16 protein-coding genes and 1 pseudogene are annotated in these 20,431 nt (G+C 74.2%); 7 read left to right on the plus strand and 10 right to left on the minus strand.

Annotated elements, in window-relative coordinates:
- The first annotated feature begins 10 nt into the window (after positions 1 to 10).
- The 4 genes from JOE68_RS02425 (at position 11) to JOE68_RS02440 (ending at position 5,743) form a co-directional block, all read left to right on the plus strand.
- Complete coding sequence (locus JOE68_RS02425) at positions 11 to 1,096, plus strand: S-(hydroxymethyl)mycothiol dehydrogenase (protein WP_204840720.1); 1,086 nt, start codon at positions 11 to 13, stop codon at positions 1,094 to 1,096.
- Positions 1,096 to 1,716, plus strand: a complete 621-nt coding sequence (locus tag JOE68_RS02430) for an MBL fold metallo-hydrolase (protein ID WP_239562096.1) — start codon at positions 1,096 to 1,098, stop codon at positions 1,714 to 1,716. Before JOE68_RS02425 ends, JOE68_RS02430 begins: the two co-directional genes overlap by 1 nt.
- A 992-nt stretch (positions 1,717 to 2,708) precedes the next feature.
- Complete coding sequence (locus tag JOE68_RS02435) at positions 2,709 to 3,401, plus strand: peptidoglycan-binding protein (RefSeq protein WP_204840721.1); 693 nt, start codon at positions 2,709 to 2,711, stop codon at positions 3,399 to 3,401.
- Positions 3,402 to 3,409: 8 nt separating this feature from the next.
- The gene (locus JOE68_RS02440) at positions 3,410 to 5,743 is read left to right on the plus strand and encodes a zinc metalloprotease (protein ID WP_204840722.1); all 2,334 of its coding nucleotides are present in this window, start codon (positions 3,410 to 3,412) and stop codon (positions 5,741 to 5,743) included.
- Between the two features lie 142 nt (positions 5,744 to 5,885).
- Here the strand turns inward: JOE68_RS02440 and JOE68_RS02445 are convergent, their stop codons facing one another.
- The 10 genes and pseudogenes from JOE68_RS02445 to JOE68_RS02480 form a co-directional block, all read right to left on the minus strand.
- Positions 5,886 to 7,043, minus strand: coding sequence for a glycoside hydrolase family 3 N-terminal domain-containing protein (locus tag JOE68_RS02445; protein ID WP_239562097.1), 1,158 nt, complete (start codon positions 7,041 to 7,043; stop codon positions 5,886 to 5,888).
- 367 nt (positions 7,044 to 7,410) lie between these two features.
- A complete protein-coding gene (locus tag JOE68_RS02450) occupies positions 7,411 to 8,085 on the minus strand; it encodes a GNAT family N-acetyltransferase (RefSeq protein WP_204840724.1) in 675 nt (224 codons plus the stop codon).
- Positions 8,086 to 8,542: 457 nt separating this feature from the next.
- The gene (locus tag JOE68_RS02455) at positions 8,543 to 10,069 is read right to left on the minus strand and encodes a spherulation-specific family 4 protein (RefSeq protein WP_204840725.1); all 1,527 of its coding nucleotides are present in this window, start codon (positions 10,067 to 10,069) and stop codon (positions 8,543 to 8,545) included.
- Between the two features lie 270 nt (positions 10,070 to 10,339).
- Entirely contained in the window at positions 10,340 to 11,812 is a 1,473-nt protein-coding gene (locus JOE68_RS02460; RefSeq protein WP_307819450.1) for a cation:proton antiporter, read from the minus strand.
- Positions 11,698 to 11,973 (minus strand): annotated as a pseudogene (locus JOE68_RS31655) (cation:proton antiporter domain-containing protein); the annotation flags it as partial. The pseudogene JOE68_RS31655 and the gene JOE68_RS02460, both read right to left, overlap by 115 nt.
- A 105-nt stretch (positions 11,974 to 12,078) precedes the next feature.
- Positions 12,079 to 13,122 carry an NAD-dependent epimerase/dehydratase family protein gene (locus tag JOE68_RS02465; RefSeq protein WP_204840726.1) on the minus strand — a complete coding sequence of 348 codons (1,044 nt, stop codon included), beginning with the start codon at positions 13,120 to 13,122 and terminating at the stop codon, positions 12,079 to 12,081.
- A gap of 73 nt (positions 13,123 to 13,195) precedes the next feature.
- Entirely contained in the window at positions 13,196 to 13,870 is a 675-nt protein-coding gene (locus tag JOE68_RS02470) for a DUF1990 family protein (RefSeq protein ID WP_307819451.1), read from the minus strand.
- Positions 13,871 to 13,952: 82 nt separating this feature from the next.
- Entirely contained in the window at positions 13,953 to 14,789 is an 837-nt protein-coding gene (locus JOE68_RS30770; RefSeq protein ID WP_307819453.1) for a J domain-containing protein, read from the minus strand.
- Positions 14,786 to 15,451: a hypothetical protein gene (locus JOE68_RS02475; RefSeq protein ID WP_204840728.1), complete on the minus strand. Its 666-nt coding sequence runs from the start codon at positions 15,449 to 15,451 to the stop codon at positions 14,786 to 14,788. Before JOE68_RS02475 ends, JOE68_RS30770 begins: the two co-directional genes overlap by 4 nt.
- Before the next feature lie 214 nt (positions 15,452 to 15,665).
- Positions 15,666 to 16,463 (minus strand): SDR family NAD(P)-dependent oxidoreductase, encoded by a 798-nt coding sequence (locus tag JOE68_RS02480; protein WP_204840729.1) that lies wholly within the window; start codon positions 16,461 to 16,463, stop codon positions 15,666 to 15,668.
- Between the two features lie 540 nt (positions 16,464 to 17,003).
- Here JOE68_RS02480 and JOE68_RS02485 point away from each other — a divergent pair.
- The 3 genes from JOE68_RS02485 to JOE68_RS02495 all read left to right on the plus strand — a co-directional run bounded on the left by JOE68_RS02485 (position 17,004) and on the right by JOE68_RS02495 (position 20,230).
- Complete coding sequence (locus JOE68_RS02485; protein ID WP_204840730.1) at positions 17,004 to 18,593, plus strand: GMC oxidoreductase; 1,590 nt, start codon at positions 17,004 to 17,006, stop codon at positions 18,591 to 18,593.
- A 555-nt stretch (positions 18,594 to 19,148) separates the two neighbouring features.
- Positions 19,149 to 19,640 (plus strand): winged helix-turn-helix domain-containing protein, encoded by a 492-nt coding sequence (locus JOE68_RS02490; protein WP_204840485.1) that lies wholly within the window; start codon positions 19,149 to 19,151, stop codon positions 19,638 to 19,640.
- A complete protein-coding gene (locus JOE68_RS02495) occupies positions 19,619 to 20,230 on the plus strand; it encodes a transposase (protein WP_307819415.1) in 612 nt (203 codons plus the stop codon). Before JOE68_RS02490 ends, JOE68_RS02495 begins: the two co-directional genes overlap by 22 nt.
- Positions 20,231 to 20,431 lie beyond the last annotated feature (201 nt).

The following is a 20,431-nucleotide window of genomic DNA, read 5'->3' on the forward strand; positions in this document are numbered from 1 at the left end:
GGAGTTCTTCGTGGCACAGGCGGTTCAAGGCGTCATCGCGCGCGGCAAAGGCTCACCGGTCGAGGTCGTCGAGGTGCTCGTGCCCGACCCGGGCCCGGGAGAGGCCGTGGTGCGGGTGCAGGCGTGCGGTGTGTGCCACACCGACCTGCACTACCGCGAGGGCGGGATCGAGGACAGGTTCCCGTTCCTGCTGGGCCACGAGGCCGCCGGGGTCGTGGAGTCCGTCGGCGCCGGCGTGACCGACGTGGCGCCGGGCGACTTCGTCATCCTGAACTGGCGCGCCGTGTGCGGCGCGTGCCGGGCGTGCCTGAAGGGCAAGCCCTGGTACTGCTTCAACACCCACAACGCCGGGCAGCCGATGACGTTGGCGGACGGCACGCCGCTGGCCCCGGCGCTGGGCATCGGCGCGTTCGCCGAGAAGACGCTCGTGCACGCCGGCCAGTGCACCAAGGTCGACCCGGACGCGTCACCGGTCGCGGTGGGCCTGCTCGGCTGCGGCGTCATGGCGGGCCTGGGCGCGGCGGTGAACACCGGCGGCGTGAGCCGGGGTGACAGCGTCGCGGTCATCGGGTGCGGCGGTGTCGGCAACGCCGCCATCGCGGGCGCGCGGCTCGCGGGCGCCACCACGGTCATCGCCGTGGACATCGACCCGCGGAAGCTGGACTGGGCCGCGCGGTTCGGCGCGACGCACCGCGTCGACTCCTCGTCCGAGGACGTGGTCGAGCGCGTGCGCGAGCTGACGGGCGGCTTCGGGGCGGACGTCGTGATCGACGCCGTGGGCCGGCCGGAGACGTGGAAGCAGGCGTTCCACGCCCGCGACCTGGCCGGCACCGTCGTGCTGGTCGGGGTGCCGACGCCGGAGATGCGGGTGGAGATGCCGCTGATCGACTTCTTCTCCCGCGGCGGTTCGCTCAAGTCGTCCTGGTACGGAGACTGCCTGCCCTCCCGCGACTTCCCGTACCTGGTCGACCTGTACCGGCAGGGCCGCCTCGACCTGGACGCGTTCGTCACCGAGACCATCGCGCTGGACCAGGTCGAGCAGGCGTTCACGCGGATGCACGAGGGTGACGTGCTGCGCTCGGTGGTGGTCTTCTGATGGTGCGGATCGACCGCGGTGTCACCTCCGGCACCTTCTCGCTGGACGGCGAGACGCACCAGGTGGACAACAACGTCTGGGTCGTCGGCGACGACTCCGAGTGCGTGGTGGTCGACGCCCCGCACGACGTCGAGGCGATCCTGCGGGTGGTGGCGGGCCGCGAGGTGCGCGCCATCCTGGCCACCCACGCCCACGACGACCACGTGCGCGTCGCACCGGCCCTGTCCGAGGCGACGGGCGCGCCGGTCCTGCTGCACCCGGCGGACCTGGTCCTGTGGCGGCTGTGCCACCCCGGCACCGAGCCCGACGGCGAACTGGCCGACGGGCAGGCGCTGGACATCGCCGGGACCTCGCTGCACGTGCTGCACACCCCGGGCCACTCCCCCGGCGCGTGCTGCTTCCACGCGCCCGACCTGGGCGCCGTCTTCACCGGCGACACCCTGTTCCAAGGCGGTCCGGGCGCGACCGGTCGCTCCTACTCCAGCCACGACCTCATCATCGACTCGATCACCCGGAAGCTGCTCACCCTGCCCCACGACACCACCGTCCACACCGGGCACGGCCCCGACACGACGATCGGCGACGAGGCAACCCTCCTGCGCGACCAGCCCACCTCCTGATCCGCAGTCCTCGGTCCGCCGCACGGCCACCCCGCGATGATTTCGCGGGGTGGCCGTCCGCTTTTGATCCCGAGCACGTGGATCACGCCTTACGGCAGCTTTACGCGACCACACCACTGGCACCGCTTTTCCAAGCCGCGCCCACGCTTCAGCTCTCGCCTCAGGCCGCGCCCCGCGCGGCGGCGCTCAGCTCCCCGTAGGCCGCGCTCCGCGCGGCGGCGCTTCAGCGCAGCCGTGTGCCTCGTGTTCTCCCCGTACGGCCTGGGCGCAGCCCAATCATGCCGAGCTGGGGGTGTCAAGCACGCTTCACCGCTTGACACCCCCAGCTCGGCATGATTGCCTCCGGCAGGCCGTACGGGGAGAACACGACGCACTTCCCTCCTCCTTGGGGGCCTCTCGGCCGCTTTTCTTACCAAGATCGCGCACCGATCCGGGTGAGATTAGGGGCCGTACCGCCCAAGGCTGAAGAGCTTTAAAGAGTCCTCGCCGGACGGGCAGGCCGCCAAGGAGAAGGAAAAGAAAGAGCGGTCGTGTTCCCCCCGCATGACCTGTCAAAGACGACCATGCTTTCTTGGGGGGTGCAAGCGAAAAGCGTGCTTGCACCCCCCAAGAAAGCATGGTAGCCCTCCGGGCAGGCCATACGGGGAGAACACGAGAGCACCGGACTGCACGGGGCGTGCCGAGAGCCGACAACTGTGAGCCGTGAATTGCCGGGTGGTTGGTGTCGGGGCGGTGTTGCTGGTGCGGTGCCGTTGGTGCGCGCTGCCGCCGGCGTGTGGGGGTCCAGCCCGCCACGGGTCCTGTTCCGAAAGCTTTTCACTTCCGATCCCGCCATTCGGCCGAACGTCTTCGCGCCACGCGGTGGGTTTTCCGCGTGGATGTCGCGGATCGCGCCGCCTGCCCCGTTTCACCGCCCCGAAGCCGGGTAATGGTCTGAACCATCACCGGCCGAACGTCCAGACCGGCCGGTCCGACCGAGAACGGAGCGACGGATGAGCGCAGCGAACCTGCCCCCGCTGTCGAACGACGAGCTGGCCGCCGAGGGCGGCACGGCGTTGCCGGACAAAGAGGTCTACTCGCTGCTCGACCTGAACGTGGACCTGGACCTCGGCCTGGACCTGGCCGCGCCGATCGGCCTGGCGGTGGCCGCCAACGCCAACGTCGCGGCCCCGATCGACGCGGCGGTGGGCGCGAACGTGCTGTCCGACGGGTCCACCGCGCAGGCCCTGTCCGACCAGGGCGTCGCGATCCAGCAGGGCATCACCGGCGAGGCGGTGGCGAACTCCGCCCAGGACAGCGCCATCGACCAGGGCCAGGAGCCGGTGCGGACGCAGCCGGTGGCCGGTGGCGAGGCGCCGGTGCAGACCCAGCCGGTCTCCGACGGCGACGCGCCCACCCGGGCGTCCGGTGTGGCCGTGCCCACCGATCCCGGCGCGGCGCTGGACGGCGGCCTGCTCAACGTCGACGTGAACCTGGCCGCCGACCTCGACCTGGCCGCGCCCATCAACGGCGCCGTGGCGGCCAACGCCAACGTGGCCGCGCCGATCGACGCCTCGGTGGCCGCGAACATCGGCTCCGTGGGCTCGGAGGCGACCGCGGTCGCGCAGCAGGACGCCATCATCCAGCAGACCATCGACGGCACCGCCGAGGCGAACGCCGAGCAGAGGTCCGACATCGACCAGTGAGCGATCCCATGAGCGCTTCAGGGGAGAGCCCGGTCCGGCGGGGCGCGGTCACCGCGCCCCGCCCGCCCCGGGACGTGCCGCGCCGCGCCGAGGGCGTCGAGCTGATCGGCTCGCTGCGCGACTCCGGCTACCGCCGGCCGCCGGCCCTGGTCCGCCGCGCCGACGGCCAGGTGCTCCAGCTGACCCCGCTGCTGTACCGGGTGCTGGAGGCCGTCGACGGGCACGCCGACCACGCGGTGATCGCCGACCGGGTCGGGCGGGCCGTCGGCCGGTCGGTGTCCGCGGACGACGTGCGCTTGCTGCTGAGGACCAAGCTCGAACCGCTCGGCGTGCTGACGCTGCCCGACGGCTCGCAGCCCGAGCACCGCAAGGCCGAGCCGCTGCTCGGCCTGCGCCTGCGCCGGGTGGTGACCGAACCCGCGGTGACCAGGCGGATCACCGCGCCGTTCGCCCGGCTGTTCCACCCCGTCGCGGTGGCGGTGGCCCTGGCGGCGTTCGCGGCGGTGGCCTTCTGGGTGCTGTTCGAGAAGGGCCTGGCCGGCGCCACCCACCAGGCGTTCCACCAGCCCGCCCTGCTCCTGCTGGTGTTCGCCGCCACGGTGGTGTCGGCCGGTTTCCACGAGTTCGGGCACGCCGCGGCGGCCCGGTACGGCGGCGCGACGCCCGGCGCGATGGGCTTCGGCCTCTACCTGCTGTGGCCCGCCTTCTACACCGACGTCACCGACAGCTACCGGCTCGGCCGGGCCGGGCGGCTGCGCACGGACCTGGGCGGGCTGTACTTCAACGCGCTGGTGGCCGTCGCCGTGTGGGGCGTCTGGTGGCTGACCGGCTGGGACGCGCTGCTGCTGGTCGTGGCGACGCAGATCGTGCAGATGGTGCGCCAGCTCGCGCCCATGGTCCGCTACGACGGCTACCACGTGCTCGCCGACCTCACCGGCGTGCCCGACCTGTTCCGGCACATCAAGCCCACGCTGCTGGGCCTGCTGCCGCACCGCTGGGACAAGCCCGAGTCCAAGGTGCTCAAGCCGTGGGCGCGGGCCGTGGTGACCACCTGGGTGCTCCTCGTGGTGCCGCTGCTGCTGGTCGGCATGGCCTTGCTGGTGCTGGCCCTCCCCCGGGTCGTGGCGACGGCGTGGCAGGGCGTCGGCGACCAGTGGCGGTCCGCGAGCGCGGCGTTCGGCGAGGGCGACCTGGCGCTGGTGCTGGTGAAGGTGCTCTCGATCGCCGCGATCGCCCTGCCCGTGCTGGGCATCGGCCTGCTGCTGGTCCGGCTCGTCCAGCGGTTGTGCGCGAAGCTCTGGCGGGCCACCGACGGCAGGCCGGGGCGGCGCGCGCTGGTCGTGCTGTGCGGTGTGGCCGTCGTCGCGGGCCTGCTGTGGGCGTGGTGGCCGCAGGGCGAGCGGTACCGGCCGATCCAGCCCGAGGAGCGCGGCACGGTGGCCGACGCCGTGAGCGCCGTGGCGGCGGACCCCGGGCCGGCGCCGCAGGAGCCGCCGGCGGGAACGCAGGCCCCCGAGACCGCGACGGCCCGCACGGCGTGGCCCAGCGGGACGCCGGTGCCCACGAAGGACGAGCCGGTGCTGGCGATGGTCCTCGTGCCGGTCGACGGCCGGGCCGACGCGCCGACGTGGGTCTTCCCGTTCGACCGCCCGGAAGCTCCCGGGCCGGGCGACAACCAGGCCCTCGCGGTCAACACCACCGACGGGTCGGTGCAGTACAAGGTCTCCTTCGCGCTGGTGTGGGAGACCGACGGCGTGGTGGACAACCGGAACGAGGCTTACGCGCTGGCCTCGTGCCAGGGCTGCACCACCGTCGCGGTCGCGTTCCAGGTGGTGCTGGTGGTCGGCGAGGCGAACGTGGTGGTGCCGGAGAACATCGCCGTGGCCGTCAACCACTCCTGCGTGGAGTGCGTGACCTACGCGCTGGCCTCGCAGCTGGTCGTCAGCCTGCCCGAGGACCTCAGCCCGCAGGCCAAGGCCAGGCTGGAGGAGGTCTGGGCCCAGCTCTCCCGGCTGGCGCAGGACATCCCCGGCATGACCGCCCAGCAGATCCAGCAGGCGCTGGAGGACGTCAAGGCCCGGATCCTCGAGGTGCTGCGGGAGGAGGGCGTCCCGCTGCCGCAGACCTCGACGACGGCGGCGACGGCCCCGACCTCCGCGGTGACGTCGACCTCGCGGGCGACCACGTCGTCGGAGGTCACGGTCCCGACGGTGACCGCGTCGACGGCGCCGACGACGACGCCGAGCGGCCCGACGACGACCGCCACCACCACGCCACCGCCCCCGTCGTCGGAGGAGACCACGACGCCCCCGTCGGCGCCCAGCGCGCCGCCGTCGAGCTGAGGGCGTCGGGCGGAGCGCTGCCTCCCTCCCGAAGTGGTCGTGACCGGGATCCGTGCCCGGCACGGCCACTTCGGCGTTCCGCCCCTCGCCGGTCGGCCCACCGCGCCGACGGCGCCCGGCACGCGACGCGCGGTCGGAGCGCTCAGCACGCGTCCTTCATGGCCAGCACCCGCCGGGCCGCCTCGTCCACGCGGGCCACCGGGAGCGTTCCGGCCGCCACCGAGGTCTCCAGGTGGTCGAGCACCTCGCCGGCGCGGCCACCGGAGGACCACAGGGCGATGTCCGCGCCAGCCGCCAGCGCCTGCCGCACCGCCTCGGGCAGGTCGACCAGGTCCGTCACGGCGCGCATCGCGCCCAGGTCGTCGGTCATCGCCGGGCCGGTGAACCCGAACTCGCCGCGCAGCAGGGCGTACGCCTCGGGGCTCAACGTCGCGGGCCGGCCGCCGGTCAGCCCCGGCACGTCGATGTGCCCGAGCATGACCACGACGCGCCCGTAGCGGCCGATGTCCCGGTAGGGCGCCAGGTCGCTCCCGCGCAGCGCGTCCAGCGGCGGCGCGCTCACCGCCCCCTGGTGGGAGTCGCCGCTGGTGTTGCCGTGGCCGGGGAAGTGCTTGAGCACCGGGGTGGTGCCCGCCTCGCGCAGGCCCTCGGCGAAGGCCCGGGCGTAGGTGGCGGCCACCGCGGGGTCGGCGCTGAACGACCGGTCGCCGATCACCGTCCGGTCCGGCCCGCCGTCGACGTCGACCACCGGGGCGAGGTCCATCGTCACGCCCCGGGCCCGCAGCGCGGCCGAGCGGTCCCGCGCCAGCGCCCGCACCTGCTCCGGCGTCATGGTCTCGGCCATCCGCCGCGCGCTGGGGATCGAGCCGTCCAGCGCGTCCACCCGCTGCACCCGCCCGCCCTCGTCGTCCACGGCGACCGTCAGCGGCACCGCCGCCGCGGCGCGCACGGCGGCCAGGCCGCCGGAGAGCAGGGTCGTGTCGTCCCCGCCGACGAAGATGCCGCCCACCTGCTCGCCGCGCACCAGCCCCTCGGCGTCGGCGGTGCCGCTCGGGTCCACGCCGACCATCAGCGTCTGCGCCAGGCGCAGGCGCAGCGGCAGGGACGCCGCCTTCACCGCGCAGGGGTCCGGCGGGGGCGCGGCAGCGGTCGTGGACGCCGGCTCGCCGGTGGTGGAGCCCGGCTCCGCCGTCGCCGGGGTCGACGACGCGGGCGCGGCCACCGGCCGCCCGGTCACCGCGCCGCCCGGACCGTGCACCAGCGCCGCCAGCAGCGCGCCCAAGGCCGTGAATGCGAGCAACGCCCTCGTCCCGGCTCTCGGACCGCCGCGACGCGCGATCGGCAGTTCTTCCCGCACCACACCAAGCTACGTCACGCGGCCCCGTCCCTCATCTCGCGCACCGCGCGGCCGGCCCGCGGGGCCGCGGCGCCCGACGCGCCGACCTCGGGCTTCCGGCGGGGGCGGGGCCGAACGTGGCGCTCGTCTCCACGCGCCGCCCGGAGCCGGGCGGGGGGCGGTCGGCGCGCCGGCCGGACGGCTCCTCGCGACCGGCCCGCACCGGGCGGACGTCCGTCCACTGTGGACCAGTCCGAACAGTGGATTCACCGTCCACAGAGGACTCGACCGGAGCCGTCGCGCGGGGGTGCGACCGGACGGCGCGGATCGGTCAGGACCGGTCCTGGCCGTCCCAGTGCCGACCCCGGCGGTTGCGCCAGTGCCGGCCCCGGCGCGAACGGCTCGACCGGGAGCGGGCGTCCGGGTCCGGGTGGCGCTCGGCGAACTCGGCCGCGGTGATCCCCAGCCGCACCAGGTGCTTCAGCTCGCCGTGCGACAGCTCGGGGTCGAGCAGGCGCTCCTCCTCCCGGAAGCCGAGCCGGGCGTGCAGGGTCAGCGAGGCGAAGTTGCTGCCGTAGACGCTGACCTCGCACGCGCCGTAGCCGCGCTGCCCGAACATGAACGCCAGCAGCGTCGTGATGGCGTCCGCGGCGTAGCCGCACCGCCGGTGCCGCGACCCGATGCCGATGCCGTAGCTGAACCGGTCGGCGCGCTCGTCGGCCCGCACGGTGGACACCGACCCGACCAGCAGCCCGCTGCCCAGCGCCACGATCGCGAACTGGAGGTCCTCCCCCGGCTCCACGCCGCCCCGGTGCGCCGCCCAGTGCCGGTACCCGCCGACCCGCGGCTCGCGGCCAGCGAGGTCGCGGTCGAACCCGGCCAGCGTGCGCCGGTCGCCGGGCTCGATCCCGCGCAGCCTGGTCCTCCGCCCGATCAGGACCGGGTGTCCCGTCGACGCCGGACCGGCGACGGCCACCACGTCCGAGGGGTGCGGGTGCGTGATCATCGCGACAGACCATACCGGGTGCCGGGGGTGGAGCCGGTGACCGGCAAGCGGGTCGTCCCCCCGGTCACCCCCGCGGTGGCCGCGCCCGTCCCGGCTTCGGCGCGACTACCACGGCAAACCCGGTTCCCGGTGGCGCGGCGGACTTCGCCCTGCCGTCGTCGGGGCCGGGTGCGGCGCCGGCGGGGGCCGACGCGGGACCCGTCCGGGTGACCTGCTCCGCCCGGATCGTGCCCGGTACGGCGGCCCCACCTGCGCCGCGACCCCTGCCGGGGTCGTCGCGCCGTCACCGGGAGGAGTGGTCTTGGTGGCGCTCCTCCCACTCACCGGAACGGGCCGCCGGTCCGGTCGGTTCGACGTGCTCCCGGCGGCGGGCCCTTCGGCGCGTTCCCGCGACCGGTTCGCCTATTCCACGTGATGACGAATAGAAGTCGCCGTGGCGGCACCGCGCGGACGGTCCCTAGGGGCACTCCGCGTCGGTCCGGTTCGCGGTGACCACGGGGCTGTAGTCGTCCTGCCCGTCGTTGCCGTTGAACACCACGACCTGGGTGTGCGCGGCCGTCTCGCCGAGCGCGGCGGTGGGCACCCGCCAGGTGACCACGTGCCCGTCGCGCTCCTGCTCGGCGCCGGCGACCGGCTCCCACGTCCAGCCCGGCCCGGTGTGGCGGTAGAGCACGCCGTTCTCGATCAGGTGGTCCACGCCGGAGGGCAGTCCCGGGGGCAGCGCCCACCCGGTCGCGGTGTCGTCGTCGGCGTCGATGAACACCCGCAGGTAGGGGAAGTCCCGGGTGAACGTCGCCCGGTAGTGGGCGGTCGTCGGGCCCACGCAGGCGTGGGGGTCGAGCACCGCCGCGGGCGGTGTGACCGCCGTGACCGGCGCGCTGGGCGCGGAGGTGTTGCCCGCGACGTCACGCGCCCGCACGGCGAACGTGTAAGCGGTGTCGGGCTGGAGGTCGGTGACGGTGAAGGCGGTGTCGTGGGTGGCGCCGACGACGACGCCGTCCCGCAGCACCTCGTAGTCGGCGACCGCGACGTTGTCCAGCGCGGAGCGCCAGCGCAGCACCGCCCGGCCGGAGGTCGCGACCGCGGTGACCCCGCGCGGGACGGCCGGCGGGGCGGTGTCCACCACACCCGCCACCTCGCCCAGCTCCGCGTCCCAGTAGCCGGCGAGCGAGTCCCAGGTGGACGGGCTGAACGGCCGGTCGGTGACGTAGACGTAGCCGGCCCCGTTGGCCTTGGCGCGGGCCACGACGACACCCATGTCGTGCGCGGTCGGCACGTCGTAGACCAGGTGCCAGAACTTCTCCCGGTCCCGGTTCGCCGACTCCCACGCGGGCGGCACGTGCGCCAGGTACGCCTCGTGGCCGCCCTCGAACGACAGGATGGTGTCGGCGACGGCGTCGTAGCACTGCTCGGCGCCCACGCCGGGGTTGACGGCGATGCGGGCGTGCGGGTGCGTGGCGCGGACGTGGTCGCGGATCGCGGCGTAGCGGGCGGCGTGCTCGCCGTCCGGCCCGCAGGTGTGCAGGGCCTGGTCGAGGAACACCCCGTCCACGCCGTAGTCGCCGTAGAGCGCGTACCAGTCGTCTACGTCCTGCTTGATCTGCGCGACCCACGCGTCGGCCGAGGTCTCGCCGTCCCTGGTCCGGTGCGGGCCCTTGCCGTGGTCCACGCCGAGGTAGCCGGTGTCGACGTAGACCAGCACCCGCGCGCCCGAGTCGTGCACCGCTTCGATCGCGTCGGCCCACGCCCGGGAGAACGGCGCCTCCGGTCTGCTCTGGCTGCCGTTGATCACCACGATGCCGGTGGTCGGCCGGTTCTGCGCCAGGCGGCGGAACGCCGTCAGGCCCTCGGGTTCGGCCGGGCTCCAGTAGGCGGGGACCGCGGCCTGCTGGGAGGCCGTCGCGTCCGCGGGCACGGGCGAGAGCAGGGAGACCGTCGTGACCGCCGCGCCGACCCGGGCCAGAGTGGTGCTCAGGCAAGCCATGACGGCCAGTGTTGGCCACCGCCGGCGGGCGGGCAATCACGCGGAAGGCAGGGCGGTCGCTGCGCCGCGCGCCGGTACCCGGTGCAGGCAGCGGACCAGCCATCACCCGATCGGCCGACCAACCGCCGCGCGGGCGAGTGATACCGCGCGCGTCGTCCGAGCACCCCGCCGGTCGAACGCCCGCGGTGGGCCTCCGGGGCGGCCCGCTCGACGGGCGGGCGGGGGTGGCGCGCCGGAGGGGCTTCCCGGCCCCTGCCGGCCGGCGGTGGATCACCCGGTCGGGTCGCTGCGCAGCTCCAGGGTGATCTGCTCGGCGTCGACGGTGCGCAGCGCGGCGGACAGCGCGTCGGCGTCGAGGGCGCCTTCGTCCCGGGCGTCGAGGAGCGCGTCGCGCTGCGCGGTGAGCACGGCGAGGCGGTGCCGCTCGTCCGACGTGCCCGCCGGGCGCGGTGTGCCGTGGGCCGCGTCGTCGAGCAGCGACCGGATCCGCTGCCGCTCGGCGTCCTGCTCGGGCGCGTCGGCGCGGGCGTCGCGGTCGGGGAACAGCCGCCGGACCAGCGGCCCGACGGTCCCGCCCTGCACCAGCAGCGACAGGGTGGCCACGGCGAAGGCGACGAACACCAGCAGGGCGCGGTGCGGGGCGTCCTCCGGCAGGGTCTGCGCGGCGGCGACGGTGATCGCGCCGCGCATCCCCGCCCACACCACGACCACCCCCTCGCGCAGGCCCAGCGGCTGGCTGAGCAGGTAGTCGATGTCGGCCAGCGAGCGGCGGACCCGGGTGGCGAAGCGCCGCAGGTCGTGCTCGGTGGGCCGGCCGCGGGAACCGCGCCGCCGCGCGGCCGGCACGACGCGGCCGGCTTCGAGGTGCTCGCCGATGGCGGCGATGCGGGGCTGGAGCGCCCGGCCGCGCAGCGCGCGCCGCCGCAGCGCCCACAGCAGCGGCGCGACGTAGGCCGCGCGCACCAGCAGCGTCACGGCGAGCGCGCCGGCCGCGATCCCGACGGCCGCGCCGAGGCCGGTGTGCTCGCGGTGTACCTCGCCCAGGATCGTGGACAGCTGCAACCCCATCCCGAGGAACACCACGCCCTCCAGGACGAGTTCGGCGCTCGCCCAGTTCTGCGCGTCCGACAGCCGGTGCCGGGCGGGCAGCGCGCGGGGCGCGCGGAAGCCGGTGACCAGGCCCGCCACGACGGCGGCGACCAGGCCGGAGCTGCCCAGCAGCTCGGCCGGGACGGCGGCGGCGAACGGGACGGTGAACGACAGGATCGTGTTCACCGTCGGGTCGGCCACGCGGCGGCGCACCGCCAGGTTGCCCCACCCGACGACGGACCCGACCGCGACGGCCACCGCGATGGCGTACGCGAAGGCGCCCACCGCGCCCGGGAAGGAGAACCCCGCCGCGGTGGCCACGACCGCGGTGCGCAGGAGCACCAGGGCGGTGGCGTCGTTGAGCAGGCTCTCGCCGTCGAGGATGACCACGGCGCGGCGCGGGAGGCCGGTGCCCTTGATGATCGAGGTCGCGACGGCGTCGGTGGGGCTGACGATCGCGCCCAGCGCGACCCCCAGACGAACCCGAGGTCGGGGACGAGCCAGGCGAACAGCGCGCCCAGCACGAGGGCGCTGGCGACGACCAGCAGGACCGACAGGCCGCCGATGGCCCGGAACTCGCGCCGGAAGTTCATGGCCGGCATGGACACCGCGGAGGCGTAGAGCAGCGGCGGCAGCAGCCCCTGGAGGACCCACTCCGGATCGACCTCGAAGTCCTCCAGCACCGGGGCCAGGGCGACGGCGATGCCCACCAGGACGAGGACCAGCGGGGCCGCCACCCCCAGCCGCGGCGCGAGCACGGCGGCGGCGGCGATGACCACCAGCGCCGCCACCGCGACGACGACGAACTCCAGCACGCGCCCTCCTCCGCGGGTCGTGCCCGCCGCCCGTGACCCCCGGGGCGCCTGCCCGCGGCCCGGCCGCCGGCGCGGCTCGCGGAGGCGTCGGCCGGGGCGGGCGCGTCAGGTCAGCCGGGGGATGCCGAGGTCCTCGCGGAACCGGTCGCGGCTGAGCGCGCGGCTCGGGCCCGGCGTGCCCTCGGCCAGGCCGGCGAGCTGCTCGCGGGCGCACCCGGCGCTGTCGAGGCGGGGCGACCAGCCCAGCTCGGTGCGCGCGCGGGAGGTGTCCACCAGCGGGGACCGGGTGCCCACGTCGAACCAGCCCGGCGACATGCCGATCGCCCCCAGCCGCCACAGCAGCCCCACGCCGGTGCGCATCGCGGTCGCCGGCACCGGGACGGCCCGCGCGCAGGCCACCCCGGCGAGGTCCGCCGCGGTGAGCGTGTCGGCGGCGAGGTTGAACGCGCCCGTGGCCCGGCGGTGCAGGATCCGCACCACCGCGTCGCCCACGTCGTCGGCGTGCACCAGCTGCACCCGCATCCCGGCAGGCAGGGGCAGCAGCGGGATCCGCCCGTCGCGCACCAGCCGGATCAGCCACTGGGGCACCAGGGGGTCGAAGAACAGGGCCAGGAAGCTCGCCGACGCGGCGCTCTGCGCGACCAGCGTCGGCCGGATCACCGCCACGGCGGTGCCCGGGTTGTCCTCGGCGAACCGGTTCAGCACCGCCTCGACCTCGGCCTTGCCCGCGCCGTAGACCGAGCCGGGAACGCCCGTGGCGGGCCACGACTCGTCCACCGGCTGCTGACCCGCGGGCGCGTACACGCCGATGGAGGAGGCGTGCACCACGTGCGGCACGCCGGCCCGGCGCGCCGCCTCCAGCACCGCCGCGGTGCCCTTGTGGTTGGTGCGGTGCAGCCGCTGCCCCTGCCGGATCGGCTGGAACATCCACGCCAGGTGCACCACGGCGTCCGCGCCCGTCATGACCTCGTCCAGCACGTCCCGGGCGTTCTCCTCGCCGAGGTCGCACGCGTGCCAGGCGACCTTGTCGAACGGCGGGACCTGGTCGGGCGGCCGGCGGCAGATCCCCACCACCCGGTGGTCGCCGTCGTCGGCGGCCAGCGCGCGCAGCACGCCCGCGCCCACGTTGCCCGACGCACCGGTGATCACGATTTTCACTGCAGGCGCTCCGTCCACTGGGGTCCGCTGGCCCTGGGGCTACCCGGCCCGGTCGGCGACAACCTCACCGGATCGGGTTGTGCAGGCTCACGCTCCAGCGACCCGGGCGCTCCACCGCCACCGGGGCCACCGCCACCTGGGGCGTGCGGCGGCTGAGCAGCCGCAGCCGCTGCCCGGCCCGCCGGTAGAAGCGCAACTGGACACGACGCCCGAACAGCCGCCAACCCCAGCGCATCCACCACGGCGCGCGGGGGTGCAGCTGCGAGTAGCTGTGCACGACGAACTGCACCTCGCCGGTGGCGTGGTGCTTCACCAGGTCGTAGTCGACCCGGCCGCGCTCCAGGTGGCCGCGCAGCGTCTCGTAGCTCCACCCCCACAGCGTGCGGTCGGCGGAGGTCTCCTCGCGCACGTCGGTCACCCGCACGCCCATCAGGAAGCGCAGGCCGGGCAGGCGGGCCTGCAGCACCATGTCCCGCCCGAGCAGGTCCGAACCGGATTCGTAGAAGGCCCGGATGATCTCGGGAGGGGTGAACTCGTACGCGGCCACCAGCGCCCGCGCCCGCTCCCACAGCCCGCCGCCCTCGGGTGGGCCGGCCGCCTCCTGCCCCACCCGGTGCCGGTGCACGTCGAAGACCCACCGCGGCTCCCGCACCTCGGCGGGGTCGTAGTTGAGCCCCCGCTCCCGCAGCCCGCGCAGCACCGGTCCGATCTGGGTCCTGCTGGTCAAGGTCACCCGCACACCGACTCCTCGACATCCCGGAGCCCGTGGGCTACCCCCTCCCCCGCGCCTCAACCGGGTCGGCCGCGGGCGGGGCGGCGGTTCAGGGAACGGTCCGGGTGGCCGCGCCCAGGAGCCAGAACACGAGCAGGACCGTCCACACCGCCCCCAGCCCGATCGCCGCGACGGCGATCGGGCGGTCGTTGCGGCCTTTCCGGCTCGACAGGCCGGCCAGACCGAGGACCAGGCCGAGCGGGGCGCAGAAGCAGGCGGTGGACAGGACCAGCGCCACGATCGGCAGCGCGGAGACCGAAGGGCGGGCACGATCCGCCGCGTACTCCCACTGCTGTCCCTCATGGTCGTACAGCGGGGCCGCGTAGGACGGCATCACGTACGGCGGAGCCACATAGGACGGTGTCGCGTGAGGCGGTGCCACATAAGGCGGAGTCACATAGGACGGCGTGGCGTAAGGCGGCGTGGCGTAAGGCGGCGAGACGTGGGGTGGCGTCACGTGGGGTGGGGTCGCATACGGCGGAGGCGGAGGCGGCCAGTACGCGGTGGTGTGCGGCGGCGGTGGCGGGGTCGGCGGACCGACCCCCGTGGTGACTTCCTCGCTCTCCCAGACCGACTCGGGGTGCGCGTGCCCCTCGTGCGCCGGGTCGGAACCGGCCGGGTCCTCCTCCCGCTCACCAGGCGGGCCGTCGGCCGGTCGCGCGCGGGCCGCGTCGACCTCGGCGCGGCGGCTCGGGTCCAGCAGCACGGCCTTGGCGACGTGCAGCAGCTTCGTCTCGTACTCGTCGCCGCCGGGGCGGTCGGGGTGGACCAGCCGGACCCGCCGCCGGTGCGCGGCGACGATCTCGGCCCGCGTGGCCGTCGGCGCGACGCCGAGCAGCTCGTACGGGTCGCGGCCGTCGAGGTCCCGCGGGGAGGGGGCGCTCACCGCGCGTTCCCCAGCACCTCGGCGCGCCAACAGGTGAGCTGCCAGGAGCCGGGCCCGGTGTCCTGCCGGTAGCCGTTGCCCACCCCGGCGGCGAAGGTGACGTAGCGCTTGTCGGCCAGGTAGCACCAGACGCTCAGCGCGGCCCCGCCCAGCGCGCCGGCGGAGCCCGACCGGAAGTAGTAGTAGTCGCGCCACAGGTCGTCGTGGCCGTCGACGAACGGCTCCTGCAGCAGCTGCTGGGCGCGAGCAGGCAGGTTGCCGAGGAACCCGCTCATGTCCGCGCCCAGCCGGTCGGCCAACGCCGGGGCGGGGGCGCCGGGGCGGCTGCCGGGTGCGGCCCGCTCGGCGGCGGGCGGGGCGGCAGGTCCGCCCGCGGCCGGCGCGGCGACCGTCGCGCGGCGGAAGCTCGACTCGTCCAGCCGCAGCGCGCGGATCTCGTGCGCCGGCCCGCCGGCCGCGTTGACCGTCGGCTCCACCGTGACGAACGCCCTGGTGCCGAGCACGACCGCCGCGTTGCGCCCGCTGACGTCGGTCGCCCACCACTCCACGAGCGAGCCGATCCGCGCGCCGACCCGCTCCCGGACCTTCGCGCCGAGCCGGTCCCAGACCTCTTCGCGGGTGCCGACGGATTCGGTGAAGCGCAGGCTCCCCGCCGCGTGCACCGGGCTCGGACCCGTCCGGCGGGCCGGTGACCGCTGCTGGTCACGCCGGTCCGGCGGGCTGCCGCGATCCGATCGCAGGGGTAAGCGGTCGTCCACCACCGGTGCCCTCCAACAGCCGAGCCGTGATCGGCGACCCATGGTAGTCGAGCGAACACGCCCGATGACAGCCGAACCCGAGGGCGGGCGACCGCCGGCCACGCGGGCCGGAGCCCGCTCAACCGGGCAGCATCGCGCGGCGTCCGGGGGCGGCGGAGGACTGCATGGTCATGCCGCCGTCGATGACGAGGAGTTGGCCGGTGAGGTAGCGGGACTCGTCGGAGGCGAGGAACACCATGGCGTGACCGATGTCCTCGGGGGAGCCGAGGTAGGGCAGGGCGTTGCCCCCCTTGAGGGCTTCGATCACGTCGTCCGGCAGGTTGTCCTCCAGGGCCGGGGTCATGACGGCGCCGGGCGCGATGGCGTTGCAGCGCACGCGCTGGGGTCCGTACTGGACGGCGATCGACTTCGTGATGCTGACGACGGCGGCTTTGACGGCGCCGTAGGAGGTTTGCAGGACGTCACCCACCAGGGCGGCCACGGAGGCCGTGTTGATGACGGACCCGCCGCCGGCGCGGATCAGGTGGGGCAACGCGTGCCGGGTGCCCAGGAGGGTGCTGCGCACGTTGAGGGCGACGGCCCGGTCGAACTCGGCCATGTCCATGCGCAGCAGGTCCAGGTCCTTGCGCGGGTTGGTCCCGCCGACGTGGTTGCACAGCACGTGCAGCTCGCCGAACTCCCCGACCGCCGCGTCGATCATGCCGACGACCGAGGACTCGTCGGTGACGTCCACGGTGACGGGCAGCGCCCGCCCGCCTGCCCCCTCGACCAGCGCGGCGGTCTCCTCGGCCCCCTGGGTGTTGTGGTCGGCGACCACGACCCGGGCGCCTTCCCGGCCCATCAGCTCGGCGGCCGACCTGCCGATCCCACTGCCGGCCCCGGTGATCACCACCACTTTGCCCTTCAGGCGTTCCATCGCGGGTTCCTCTCGTCGTGCCCGGTGCCCAGTGTGTTGCGACGGCCGCCCGGACGCTCGCCGGGCGGACCGGCGCGACCCCCGGCGCCGCGCCCCCTGCGGCGGCGGACACCGAGGAAATGTCACTTCCGGGATATTCGGACCGGCGGCCGGGCACACCACCGGGAATTCCACCCCGAAAAGGAATTCCCGCCCCGGGAACTCGACCGGGACGACTTGACCGATTCCCCCCGGCCGAACGGACGAATGCCTTGAGGAGAACGCGCCGGCCGGTTACGCTGCACTTCAGCCGTCCCCACCTCGACTTCCCGAACCAGTGCGGACAATCGACCCCGCCGAATCCCGGGACGAGCCGGTCACCGCCGCCGGCCGATTGTCCCCGCTGTCGGTCCGACCGACAACGCGCCCCGAACCCGACGCCGCCGCGATCCGCGGTTCTTTCGGCGCGCCCGACCACCCGCGCCGGGTCGGCGCGCGGTTCCACGCCCGTCCGACCCGTGCCCGAGAGCAGTGCCCCACCGCGCAGGAAGGGTCCAGGAAATGACCACGCGACAGCGCTTGTCCCGACGCGGCCTGCTGGCCGGCGTCGGCGCCACCGCAGTGACGATCGGGTTGGGCGCCTCCCCCTCCCCCGCTCGCGCCACGCCCACGCCGACGCGGGACGAGCGCTACCGGGCCGTCGTCCTGGGCAGCGGGTTCGGCGGCGGCGTCGCGGCCCTGCGGCTGGCCCGCGCCGGCGTGCGCACCCTCGTCCTGGAGCGGGGCCGCTGGTGGAACAGCGTCCCCAACGACAACACCTTCCCGCGGTTCTTCCACCCCGACCGGCGGGTGAGCTGGCTGGAGCCGACCCCGGTGCTGCCCGCGTCCCCACCGGCGCTGTTCAAGCCCTACACCGGTCTGGTCGAGCGGATCCGCGGCCTGGGGATGAGCGTCCTGTGCGGCGCGGGCGTCGGCGGCGGTTCCCTGCACTACGAGGGCATTTCGCTGCAGCCCTCGGAGGAGCTGTTCACCAAGGTGATGCCCTCATCGGTGGACTACGACGAGATGGCCGCCGTCTACTACCCGAGGGCGGCCTCGATGCTGAACTTCTCCCCCATCCCGGACGACATCCTCAACCACGTCCGCTACACCCCCTCCAGGAGGTTCCTCGCCGATTCCGCGCTGGCCGGCGGCACCCCGGTGCGCGTGCTGCAGCCGATGAACTGGGACGTGATCCGCGCCGAGCTGCGCGGCGACCTGCCGCCCTGGTCCGCCCACGGCGACTTCCTCTACGGGGTCAACAACGGCGCCCGGTACTCGGTGGACAAGACCTACCTGGCCCAGGCGCTGGCCACCGGCCTGGTCACCATCGCCCCGCTGCACGTGGTCGACGAGGTGACCAGGGGGACCTCGACCCGGTACGTGCTGCGCTGCCGGCGCATCGACACCGACGGCGTCACGCAGGAGAACGTGCTCGTCCACACCGACAGCCTCCTCCTCAACGCCGGGTCGGCCAACACCTCCAAGCTGCTGGTGCGCGCCAAGGGCCGCGGCGCGCTGCCGAACCTGCCGCCCGCCGTCGGGCGGTACTGGGGCACCAACGGCGACCGGCTCCTGCTGCGCACCGAGGTGCCCCAACCCACCCTGCCCTACCAGGGCGGCCCGACCAGCGCCGCGTCACTGCACTGGGACGCGCCCACCGGCCCCGCGACCCTGTTCCACATCCCCGCGCCGTTCGACGTCGAGACCTTCACCATGTTCATCGGGTCCATGGCCATCCCGAACGGCCACGGCGCGTTCCACTACGACCCGCTCACCGACTCCGCGCGCCTGGTCTGGCCGCCGACCTCCGACGTGGAACCGGAGATCGCCATCGACGCCGCCGCCGCCCGGATGGCGCTGACCAGCGGCGGCGTCTTCGTGCCGACGCAACCGGTGGACCCCAGCACCTACCACCCGCTGGGCGGCGCGGTGATCGGCCCCGTCTGCGACCCCTACGGCAGAGTCCACGACAACCCCGGCCTCTACGTCACCGACGGCTCCCTCATCCCCGGCTCCACCGCCTGCTGCAACCCCTCCTGGACCATCACCGCCCTCGCCGAACGCTGCCTGGACCGCATCGTCACCCAGGACGTCGGCACGATCATCTAACCCCTCACACCCAATACACCCCACACGCCCCTATTGCATCTGTAGCTCTTGGCTCTTGGCACGTCCAGTGCAGACCGGTTTCTTCGTGTTCTCCCCGTATGGCCTGCCCGGAGGGCTACCATGCTTTCTTGGGGGGTGCAAGCACGCTTTTCGCTTGCACCCCCCAAGAAAGCATGGTCGTCTTTGACAGGTCATGCGGGGGGAACACGACCGCTCTTGCTCTTCCTTCTCCTTGGCGGCCTGCCTGTCCGGCGAGGACTCTTTAAAGCTTTTCAGCTTAGATCGGTACGGCCCCAAATCTGACCCGGATCGGTGCGCGACCCAAGTATGAAGAGCGGCCGGGAGGCCCCCAAGGAGGAGGGAAGTGCGTCGTGTTCTCCCCGTACGGCCTGCCGGAGGCAATCATCTTTGTCGGGAGGTGTCAAGCGAAGAACGTGCTTGACACCTCCCGACAAAGATGATTGGGCTGCGCCCAGGCCGTACTGATCTTCAATTGTTGGGGTCTGTGGTGGCTTGTGTCGGTGGGTGGGGCTGTCCCGGGGGTACCCGTGGGGTATGCGCTATCCCGATGGTGGTGGCCTGACCGGACGGGAACGGGCCCGACGTGAGGCGGTGCGGATGCAGGCCGCCGACTGGTTCGAGCGTGGTGTGGGCGCCTGCGAGGTCGCTCGTGGTCTGCGGGTGTCGACCAAGTCCGCCTATGCCTGGCGGCGTTTGTGGCGTGCCGGGGGCCGGCAGGCCCTGCGCTCCAGGGGGCCGGGCGGGCCGGACTGCCGTCTGGACCGGGCCCGGCTCGACCGGCTGGTCCAGGCCCTGGAGCAGGGGCCGGCCGCCCACGGGTACACCGAGGATCGACGCTGGACCCTGGCCAGGGTCGCGGAGCTGGTCGCGCGGTTGTTCGCGGTGCGCTACACCCCGGCCGGGATGTCGCTGGTGCTGCACCGCATCGGTTACAGCCCCCAGGTGCCGGCCCGGCGGGCCGACCGCCGTGACGAGGCCGCGGTCACCGCCTGGCGGCGGGAGTCGTGGGCGCGGGGAAAACCCTAGCCGCGGACCTGGGCGCCTGGTTGTGCTTCGAGGACGAGACCGGCTGCAACACCCGCCCGCACAAGGCCCGCACCTGGGCAAGGCGCGGCCACACCCCGGTCCTGCCCTACTGGGCCGGTTCCCAGGGTCGGATCTCGGTGGCCGGCCTGCTCTGCGTCAAACCCGGCGAACGCACCCGGCTGCTGCACCGGGTGCTCGTGCACCACCGCCGCCGCAGCCCGCCGGCCCCGCGCAGCTTCCTCGAGCGGCACTACCTCGCGCTGCTGGACGACGCCCACCGTCGCCTGGGCGGCCCGATCGTGCTGATCTGGGACAACCTCGACCGGCACATCAGCGCCCGGATACGGCCCGCCCTCGCCGCCCGGGACTGGCTGCACGTGATCCGACTACCCGCCTACGCCCCGGAACTCAACCCGGTGGAAGGGGTGTGGTCACACCTCAAACGCGGTCTGGCCAACCTCGCCCCCGTCGGTCTGAACGACCTGGTCCCGATCGTGCGCCGCCGACTCCGCCTCATCCGGAACCGGCCCGACCTGCTCGACGGATTCCTCGCCCACACCGGCCTGACCCTCACCCCCGAACCAACCTGACCCCAACAATTGAAGATCAGTACGGGGAGAACACGAGGCACACGGCTGCGCTGAACAGCGCCGCCGCGCGGAGCGCGGCTGAGGCGAGAGCTGAAGCGCCGCCGCGCGGAGCGCGGCTGAGGCGAGAGCTGAAGCGCCGCCGCGCGGGGCGCGGCTAACGGCGAGAGCTGAGCGCCGCCGCGCGAAGCGCGGCCCGAAGCG

Source organism: Saccharothrix algeriensis, from assembly GCF_016907655.1.
In the GTDB taxonomy this organism is placed as follows: domain Bacteria; phylum Actinomycetota; class Actinomycetes; order Mycobacteriales; family Pseudonocardiaceae; genus Actinosynnema; species Actinosynnema algeriense.

Excerpts from the sequence above, each read along its gene's own strand:
- JOE68_RS02430 (WP_239562096.1), top strand. The coding sequence starts at position 1,096 with ATGGTGCGGATCGACCGCGGTGTCACCTCCGGCACCTTCTCGCTGGAC.
- JOE68_RS02435 (WP_204840721.1), top strand. The coding sequence starts at position 2,709 with ATGAGCGCAGCGAACCTGCCCCCGCTGTCGAACGACGAGCTGGCCGCC.
- JOE68_RS02440 (WP_204840722.1), top strand. The coding sequence starts at position 3,410 with ATGAGCGCTTCAGGGGAGAGCCCGGTCCGGCGGGGCGCGGTCACCGCG.
- JOE68_RS02450 (WP_204840724.1), bottom strand. The coding sequence starts at position 8,085 with ATGATCACGCACCCGCACCCCTCGGACGTGGTGGCCGTCGCCGGTCCG.
- JOE68_RS02455 (WP_204840725.1), bottom strand. The coding sequence starts at position 10,069 with ATGGCTTGCCTGAGCACCACTCTGGCCCGGGTCGGCGCGGCGGTCACG.
- JOE68_RS02480 (WP_204840729.1), bottom strand. The coding sequence starts at position 16,463 with ATGGAACGCCTGAAGGGCAAAGTGGTGGTGATCACCGGGGCCGGCAGT.
- JOE68_RS02485 (WP_204840730.1), top strand. The coding sequence starts at position 17,004 with ATGACCACGCGACAGCGCTTGTCCCGACGCGGCCTGCTGGCCGGCGTC.
- JOE68_RS02490 (WP_204840485.1), top strand. The coding sequence starts at position 19,149 with ATGCGCTATCCCGATGGTGGTGGCCTGACCGGACGGGAACGGGCCCGA.